General features: G+C 78.3%; 1 pseudogene. It reads right to left on the bottom strand.

The annotated features are described in order from the left end of the window. A pseudogene (locus GTW40_RS01675) lies at positions 1-488 on the bottom strand (zf-HC2 domain-containing protein); the annotation flags it as partial.

Here is a 488-nt window from a genome sequence, read left to right as displayed (position 1 = left end):
GGAGCGGCGGGCAGCGGCGCGAGGACGGCGCACAGCCAGCCGCCCGCCGTGATCCCGGCCGCCGTGCGGCAGCCGGTGAAAGAGGCGAGCGCCAGGGTGGCCAGCGACAGCGCCAGTCCCGGCAGCAGCCAGGCGGCGGCCGCCGGGGCACCGGAGGCGGGCAGCAGCAGACCCGTAAGGGTCAGCAGCGGGAGGCTGACGGCGAGGACGGCGGCGGTACGGGTCAGGGCGAGCCGGAGTCCGCCGCCCGGGGTGGCGGCGGTGATCTCGTACAGCGGGTCGGCGTGCGGGCCGTAGGACAGTGCTACCCCGGCCACGGGCAGCACCGGCGCGATGGCCAGCAGCACCACCCTGGCCTGCGCGAACCCGCCGACAAGGCCCAGCAGCATCGCCCCGGCGGCCACCCCGAGCACGGCGGGCAGCCAGGCCCCGCGCACGGCAGGACCGGCGGCCCACAGGAGACGGGCGAGGCGGGGGATGCGGGGGAT

Origin of the sequence: Streptomyces sp. SID4985 (assembly GCF_009863025.1) — a bacterium.
Lineage (GTDB): Bacteria > Actinomycetota > Actinomycetes > Streptomycetales > Streptomycetaceae > Streptomyces.
Note: the sequence above shows the minus strand (reverse complement) of the source record. Positions and strands in the feature narration are given on the sequence as shown.